General features: G+C 61.8%; 5 protein-coding genes and 3 pseudogenes. All 8 read right to left on the reverse strand.

The window, feature by feature from the left end:
* A partial coding sequence (locus AC1D06_RS40685; protein ID WP_477991134.1) for a methyl-accepting chemotaxis protein occupies window positions 1–1235 on the reverse strand: 1235 nt, incomplete at its 3' end.
* A gap of 113 nt (window positions 1236–1348) precedes the next feature.
* Window positions 1349–2536 (reverse strand): annotated as a pseudogene (locus tag AC1D06_RS40690) (methyl-accepting chemotaxis protein); the annotation flags it as partial.
* Window positions 2537–2587: 51 nt separating this feature from the next.
* Window positions 2588–2734: pseudogene (locus tag AC1D06_RS40695) on the reverse strand (HAMP domain-containing protein); the annotation flags it as partial.
* A 150-nt stretch (window positions 2735–2884) separates the two neighbouring features.
* Window positions 2885–3403: pseudogene (locus tag AC1D06_RS40700) on the reverse strand (MCP four helix bundle domain-containing protein); the annotation flags it as partial.
* A gap of 96 nt (window positions 3404–3499) precedes the next feature.
* A complete protein-coding gene (locus AC1D06_RS40705; protein WP_477991135.1) occupies window positions 3500–5419 on the reverse strand; it encodes a methyl-accepting chemotaxis protein in 1920 nt (639 codons plus the stop codon).
* A 204-nt stretch (window positions 5420–5623) separates the two neighbouring features.
* Window positions 5624–7333 carry a methyl-accepting chemotaxis protein gene (locus AC1D06_RS40710; RefSeq protein WP_477991136.1) on the reverse strand — a complete coding sequence of 570 codons (1710 nt, stop codon included), beginning with the start codon at window positions 7331–7333 and terminating at the stop codon, window positions 5624–5626.
* A gap of 41 nt (window positions 7334–7374) precedes the next feature.
* Window positions 7375–7866, reverse strand: a complete 492-nt coding sequence (locus AC1D06_RS40715; protein ID WP_477991137.1) for a chemotaxis protein CheW — start codon at window positions 7864–7866, stop codon at window positions 7375–7377.
* A partial coding sequence (locus tag AC1D06_RS40720) for a chemotaxis protein CheW (RefSeq protein ID WP_477991138.1) occupies window positions 7863–8013 on the reverse strand: 151 nt, incomplete at its 5' end. The genes AC1D06_RS40720 and AC1D06_RS40715, both read right to left, overlap by 4 nt.

Here is an 8013-nt window from a genome sequence, read left to right on the forward strand (position 1 = left end):
TCGACGGCAGCATTCAGTGCGAGCAGATCGGTCTGGCGGGCGATTTCCTGAACGATGGAGATCTTCTCCGCGATCGTGCGCATGGCGACGACGGCGCGATTGACGGCTTCGCCGGAGGTTTCCGCGTCCTTGGCGGATTGACGGGCGATCTTCTCCGTCTGGGCGGCGTTGTCGGCATTCTGCTTGATGTTGGCGGCCATCTGCTCCATCGAAGCCGAGGCTTCTTCAGCGGCTGCTGCCTGTTCGGTGGCGCCTTGGGACACCTGCTCGGAGGAGGCCGACAATTCCTGGCTGCCCGAAGAGACGTTATAGGAGGCCGACAAGGCATCGGCGACCACGCCGCGCAGGCGTTCGACCATGCTTTCGAGCGATTGGCCAAGCGTGTCCTTTTCGGAAAGCGGCTTCGGACTGATCGTCAGGTCGCCATTGGAGATCCTGTCGGCGATATTGGCGGTGTTGCGCAGGTTCGCCGTCATGCGTTGCATCGAGTTGACGAGGTCCTTGATCTCGTCATTGCTCTTCTGCTCGATTTTCTGATCCAGGTCGCCGATGGCGACGGCGTCCGCCAGGTTGACGGCTCGCTTCAGGCCACGCGAGATGGCGAGCAGGATCCAGACCGCCGCCGCGGACGAGATGACGATCAGGCCGATGGTCATGCCGACCAGCATGTTGCGCGATTGGGCATATTGATCATTTGTGGCCGAGTCCGTTTCGGAGACGTTGCCGACAACAGTGTTGTTGAGCTTGTCGAGGACCTGCAGCAACTGGACCGTGATCTGCTGGCCTTCGCCCATCGAGATGGCGGCTGCCTTGGCGTTGGATTCGGTCGTGTTCTGCTTGGCGAGTCCCGTGATTTGATCCTGAAGCGTGACCCACTTCGCGTAAAGATCGGAGAAATCCTGCATCGCATGGCGGATATCCGGATCGTCGGAGGCAGCGAGCTTGGCTTCAAGCGTCTTGATCGTATCACGCTGCTGTGACACCTCACCGATATAACTGCCGATCTTCGTGGCATCGAGGTTGAGGATGGAATCCTTCTCGGCGCGGATCGAGCGCATGACCGCATCCGACAAGTCGCCTGAATCGCGCAGGTTGGCGACCGGACCGGCGACCATCAGCGAAATATCGGTGTTCAGCGAAGAGAGATTGAAGATCGACAGGGCTGCCATCGCGCAAGTGAGAAGCACGATGAAGCCGAATACCAGGCCGAGTTTCAGTTTAATTGTGAAGCGCATTGTCGCTATGCCCCTTAGTCCAAACGGCCCGTGGCCGCCGCTGTTCGTGATCGCGCCGAAGCGCGGTTGGTTGCTGAAGGTCGGCGGCTAGCCGCCCATCCTCGTCTGTTGCGTCATGCGCTTTCCCTGAATTCGCTATCGCCGGCGTCAGGCCCACCCTGGCTGAGATCGAGTGCGAAGCCCTTCAGGCGCGCCTGCTGATGGGCGACGGAGTTTTCTCTTCTCGCCGGTTGTGCGGGCTGTGCCATATGAGCCTTGGCCGCCTGGGGGCGTGACTGCTGTTGCTTGCCGTAGGAATGTTGCGGGGCTTGCCGGCCGGGGGCCGAGTTTTCGACCTTGAAGAAGGCGATCGAGGTCTGCAGCTCCTCGGACTGGGCTGCGAGCTCCTCCGAGGTCGCGGCCATTTCCTCGGACGCGCTGGCATTCTGCTGGGTGACCTTGTCGAGTTGCTGGATCGCTTCGTTGATCTGGCCCGCGCCAATATCCTGCTCACGGCAAGCGGCGGTGATCTCGGCCACCAGTTCGGCCGTCTTGCGAATGTCCGGCACCAGGCGAGAGAGCATGTCGCCGGCTTCCTGCGCGGCTTGCACCGTGTCCGAGGACATGGCGCTGATTTCCGCCGCAGCCGACTGGCTGCGCTCGGCAAGCTTGCGCACTTCCGAAGCGACGACGGCAAAACCCTTGCCATGCTCACCGGCGCGGGCGGCTTCGACGGCGGCATTCAGTGCCAGCAGGTCGGTCTGGCGGGCGATTTCCTGGACGATCGAGATCTTCTCGGCGATGGTCCGCATGGCGGCGACGGCGCGGTTGACGGCCTGGCCGGAGGTTTCCGCATCCCTGGCCGACTGACGGGCGATCTTTTCGGTCTGGGCAGCGTTGTCGGCGTTCTGCTTGATGTTGGCGGCCATCTGTTCCATCGAGGCCGAGGCCTCTTCTGCCGCTGCCGCCTGTTCGGTGGCGCCCTGCGACACCTGTTCGGAGGAGGCGGAGAGCTCCTGGCTGCCCGACGAGACGTTGTAGGAGGCCGACATGGCGTCGGCGACGACGCCGCGCAGCCGCTCGACCATGCTTTCAAGCGACAGACCCAAAGTGTCCTTGTCGGAGAGCGGCTYGGGCGTGATCGTCAGGTCGCCGGCGGAGATCTTGTCGGCGATCGCTGCCGTCGAGCGGAGGTTGAGGACCATGGCCTCAAGCGACAGACCCAGTGTATCGCGGTCGGAGAGTGGTTTCGGYGTGATCGTCAGGTCGCCGGTGGCGATCTTGTCGGCGATGCCGGCCGTCTTGCGCAGGTTGCTGACCATGCCTTCGAGCGACAGACCGAGCGTATCCTTGTCCGACAGCGGCTTCGGCATGACGCTGAGATCGCCCTGGGCGATCTGGTCGGCCATATACGCGGTGTTGCGCAGGTTGGCGGTCATGATGTTGACCGTGTCGATCACATCCTTGATCTCGTCATTGGTGGTAATTTCGATCTTCTGGTTGAGATCGCCGATCGCCACGCCGTCGGCGACGGTCTTGATCTTGCCGAGACCCCGGCCGATGCCGGTCGCGATCCAGAAGGCAGCGCCGATGCCGATCAGGGCCGCACCGATCGCGACGGCGATCATCAGGTTGCGCATGGTGCCATAGGCAATGTCATTGGCGTCGTTGGCCGCCTGCATCTGGCGATGCTCGTTGTTCAGGATCGTCTGAAGGGTAGTGTCGAGATTGGCGAGCGCCGTGCGCACCTCGGTCTTTTCGAGGTTCATCGCGCCTTTCTGGTCGTTGGCGGCCAGCATGTCGCGCAGCCGGTCGTCGGCATTGTTGAACGCCGTGATCGCTGCCGAGACCTGCTGCCAGTGCTCCTTGTCCTCTTCCGTCGACAGGGCTTCGGCCTTGTCGATCAGCGTCGCCAGCCGGGCGCGCTTCTGGTCGGCTATGTCCTTGGCCTGTGCGATTTCCCTGGCGTCATCGTCCAGCATCATCGTCTTCTGCTGGCTGGCATAGTCCAGCTGGGTGATCTGGATCTGTTGTGCCGTGTCGAGGCGGGCGACCGGACCGCCGAGCAGATTGTCGACGTCGTGATTGAGGTCGGTGAGGCTCAGGATGCCGTAGGTGGAGCTGCCGGCGAGCAGCACGATCAATGTTGAGAAAGCAATTCCTAGCTTTAATTTTATCGTCATACGCATTGTCTTGGCCCTGCAAGCTGTGCGGCGGCGTCGGATTGATCAGGCCGTCGTTTTGGGTTGACGGCGAGGGCAATCGCTTGCCCTCGCCAGATGATGTCAGGCAGTTTCCCGGAATTCACTGTCGCCGGCATCCGGTCCGCCGTGGTTGAGGTCAAGCGCAAAGCCCTTCACACGCGTCTGCTGATGAGCGACGGAGTTCGGCCTGGCTGCCGGCGCAGGTGCCCTCGACATCGCGGCCTGCCGCATCTGGGGTTTTGCTGCCGGCTTGGCGACTTGCCGGGCTGCCTCGTTCGCATCGACCTTGAAGAAAGCGATCGAGGTCTGCAGTTCTTCCGACTGCGCGGCGAGCTCTTCGGAGGTGGCCGCCATCTCTTCGGAGGCCGAGGAGTTCTGCTGCGTTACCTTGTCGAGCTGCTGGATCGCTTCGTTGATCTGGGCAGCGCCGATGTCCTGCTCGCGGCAGGCGGCGGTGATTTCCGAGACCAGTTCCGCCGTCTTGCGGATGTCGGGGACCAGGCGGGAGAGCATTTCGCCGGCTTCCTGGGCAGCCTTCACAGTGTCACCCGACATGGCGCTGATTTCCGCCGCGGCCGACTGGCTGCGTTCGGCAAGCTTGCGCACTTCCGAGGCGACGACGGCGAAGCCTTTGCCATGCTCGCCGGCGCGGGCGGCTTCGACGGCGGCGTTGAGCGCCAGAAGATCGGTCTGGCGGGCGATTTCCTGGACGATGGAAATCTTCTCCGCGATCGTGCGCATGGCGGCGACGGCGCGATTGACGGCCTCGCCAGAGACTTCAGCATCCTTGGCCGACTGGCGGGCGATCTTTTCCGTCTGGGCAGCGTTGTCGGCATTCTGCTTGATGTTGGCGGCCATCTGCTCCATCGAGGCCGAAGCCTCTTCCGCGGCGGCCGCCTGTTCGGTTGCGCCCTGCGACACCTGCTCGGAGGAGGCGGAGAGTTCCTGGCTGCCCGAGGAGACATTGTAGGAGGCCGACAGCGCATCGGAAACGACGCCGCGCAGGCGTTCGACCATGCTTTCCAGCGACAGGCCGAGCACATCGCGATCGGAGAGCGGCTTCGGCGATACCATGAGGTCGCCGTTGGCGATCTTGTCGGCGATGCTGGCCGTGTTGCGCAGATTGGCGACCATGCTCTGCATGGAAATGCCCAGCACGTCCTTGTCGGACAACGGCTTGGCGTCGACGGTCAGGTCGCCTTCGGCAATCTTGTCGGCGAGGCCGGCGGTCGTGCGCAGATTGGCGGTCATGAGGTTGACGGTGTCGACCAGATCCTTGACTTCGTCATTGGTCTTGATCTCGACCGTCTGGTTGAGATCGCCTATCGCCACGGCGCCGACGATCGAGGCGATCTTCGTCAGACCGCGGTTTATGCCAAGCGTGATCCAGACCGCAGAACCCAGCGCAAGCAGGAATGCTGCGGCTGCAATCGACAGCATGACAAGCCTGGTATTGCTGTAGAGATCGTTATTCGCCTTGTCGGCTTCGTCGAGTTTTTCCTTTTGGATATCCAGCAGGGCCTTGACCGACTGCCCCATCTCCACCGTCATCTTGCGAAGCTCGCCCATCGACAAGGCTTCTGCTTCGTTGTTCTTGCCGGCCTTGAGCAGATTTTGCAGATCGAGCGAGCGTTCGCGGAAGGCTGTTCCCAGGCTGATCATCTTCTCCCAGAATGGCTTGCCTTGAGGACTGGCAATGGCGAGACCCTGTTGTGCCGTCGAGGCCATCAGATCGATATTAGCGAAGGATTCCTTGAAGGCCGACGCGACGTCGTCAGGCGTATTGGCGAGGAGGGCGTTCTTCTGAGCGCGGATCGCATCCACCTCGTGAACATTGGTCAACAGAGCGAGCTGCATTCGCTGCACTGGACCGTCGATCATGTCGCCGCTGGCCTGGTTGAGCGTGCTCAGACTCATGACGCCATAGACAGCGATGCCGATCAGCATGAGCGTCATCAGGCCGAAAGCGAGCCCGAGCTTAAGTTTGATTGTAAAGCGCATCCGCATGTCCCCTCGATAGACAGAATTTAGGCGTGACAAAGCGTTTCGCGGTGAAGCGATCGGCCCATTGGTTGCTGCGTCAGTGAGCGGAGGCGATTAATTCACGTCCCTGCGGGCGAATATGTTACGCACCGCGCCGACGCTTACATGCGTCGGAGAATTTTACTCGGCAGGGTCATCTGCGCACCCCGCCGAGTTCCTGAATCAGGCGCTTTCCCTGAAATCGGCATCTGCCGAATCCGGGCCGCCATGGTTGAGGTCGAGCGCAAAACCCTTGACCCGGGCCTGCTGGCGCGCGACTGAATTCTCCTGCTGATGGCGCGGAGATGAGGTGTGCGAAGCCAGGTGCGCCACCGGTGCGCGCTGTGCCGGCTTGGCGGCCAGCGGCTTGCGCGCGATTGCCTTTGCCGGCTGCTGGTTGGCGCTGTCGACGTGGAAATAGGCGATCGACGTCTGCAGCTCTTCCGACTGGGCGGCAAGCTCCTCTGAAGTCGCTGCCATTTCCTCCGACGCGCTGGCATTCTGCTGCGTCACCTTGTCGAGCTGCTGGATCGCTTCGTTGATCTGGCTGGCGCCGATATCCTGCTCGCGGCAGGCGGCGGTGATTTCCGAAACCAGTTCTGCCGTCTTGCGGATATCCGGCACCAGGCGGGACAGCATCTCGCCGGCTTCCTGGGCAGCCTGGACAGTGTCGCCCGACATCGCGCTGATTTCCGCCGCGGCTGACTGGCTGCGTTCGGCAAGCTTGCGCACTTCCGACGCCACGACCGCAAAACCCTTGCCGTGCTCGCCGGCACGGGCGGCTTCCACGGCGGCGTTGAGCGCCAGAAGATCGGTCTGGCGGGCGATTTCCTGAACGATCGAGATTTTTTCGGCAATGGTGCGCATTGCATGCACGGCGCGGTTGACAGCTTCGCCGGAGGTTTCCGCGTCCTTGGCGGACTGACGGGCGATCTTTTCCGTCTGGGCAGCGTTGTCGGCATTCTGCTTGATGTTGGCGGCCATCTGCTCCATCGAAGCCGAAGCTTCTTCAGCGGCGGCTGCCTGTTCGGTGGCGCCCTGCGACACCTGCTCGGAGGAAGCCGACAATTCCTGGCTGCCGGAAGAGACGTTGTGCGAGGCGGAGATCGCATCGCCGACCACACCACGCAGGCGCTCGATCATGACGTTGACATGGCCGAGCAGTTCGCCAATCTCGTCCTTGCCGGCAATTTCGGCGAGCTTGCTGAGATCGCCTTCGGCAACGTCGCGGACGGCGGTGGTCGCCTTGCTCAGGCCGCGGCTGATGGTCAGCGAGATCCAGAAGGCGGCGATGATCGAGATGAGCAGCGCTACACCGGAAATGCCGAGCATGATCATCCGGGTCTGCTGGTATTGCGCCTCGGAAATGTCGTCGGCATTGTCCATAATGCTTTTCTCGTGCGCCACGAGGTCGGCGATCAGCTTGTCCATCTCATTGCTGATTTCACGGGCTCCCGTCGACGAGATCTTGGTGGCGCCTGTGAGGTCGCCTGCCTGCATCTTGTCGCGGATCGCGTCATCGAATTTCACGAACTGCTCGTTGAAGGCGCGCAGCTTGGCCCAGTTGGCGCGGTTTGCGTCATCAGACTTGGCCTCCGCGCCGGAGAGCGCGTCGGCGAAAACCTTGCGATTCTGATCGCTCAAGTCGATCGCCCTCTGCATCGCTTCCTTGTCGGCGGCGAGAAGCAGGTTCTTCTGCTGGCGGATCTGCTGAAGTTCCGCGGTATTGATGGTCATTGCCAGACGCAGCCGGTCGGCGGGGCCGCTGAGCACGTTGCTCATCGCATCGTTGAGACCGCTGAGGCTCATGATGCCATAGCCGGCCGTGCCGAGCATCAGCACGATCAGAACGCCGTAGGCGAGCGCCAGCTTCAATTTGATGGTCATACGCATATCTTGTCCCCTTAAAAATTTGCGGTCGGCGAGAGCAGTCCCTAAAGTTCGTTTCGGTAAGCAAAAATCGCATTCATGTTCGGTACGATGATGAARTCGTTGCCGCGCTTGACGAGGCAATCGATGTAATCAGCCCGCCAGCGCATGCCGACGCTGGGCGGCGGCTCGCTTGCGKTCTTGGYCAGCGTRGTGACCTCGTTGACCTTGTCGGTGCGYACCCCGATCAGCACCGGYTCRCCSTCGAGTTYGAGCYCGATGACGATGATGCGGCTGTCRTKRGTGRTCTTGGTCGCCTCCATGCCGAAGGCSAGSCGGATATCGGCGAGCGGGATCACCCGGCCGCGGAAATTGAGCACGCTGCCGACGAAGGGCCGCGCGCCCGGAACCGGTGTTTCCGGCAGCAGATCGAGGATTTCCCGCACGATCACCGCCTCGATGGCGAAGGTCTCGCCGGCGATGTCGAAGGTCAGGACTTCGATTTCCTCGGAATTGCTCCAGAGATTGCTGTTGATCTTGAGGGCTGCTTCACTCATCCGGCCGCGCGCAGTTGCGCCTCCTGTTGCTGACCCGCTGTCACCAGATGGGCGACATCGAGAATGAGCGCGACACTGCCATCGCCGAGGATGGTGGCACCGGAGAAGGTCGCGATATCATGGTGCAGTTTCGACATCGACTTGATC

The organism is Rhizobium sp. P2_G2, assembly GCF_056403555.1.

Bases quoted from the DNA above. Each gene is read 5' to 3' on its own strand.
- AC1D06_RS40705 (WP_477991135.1), bottom strand. From the start codon at position 5,419: ATGCGCTTTACAATCAAACTTAAGCTCGGGCTCGCTTTCGGCCTGATG.
- AC1D06_RS40710 (WP_477991136.1), bottom strand. From the start codon at position 7,333: ATGCGTATGACCATCAAATTGAAGCTGGCGCTCGCCTACGGCGTTCTG.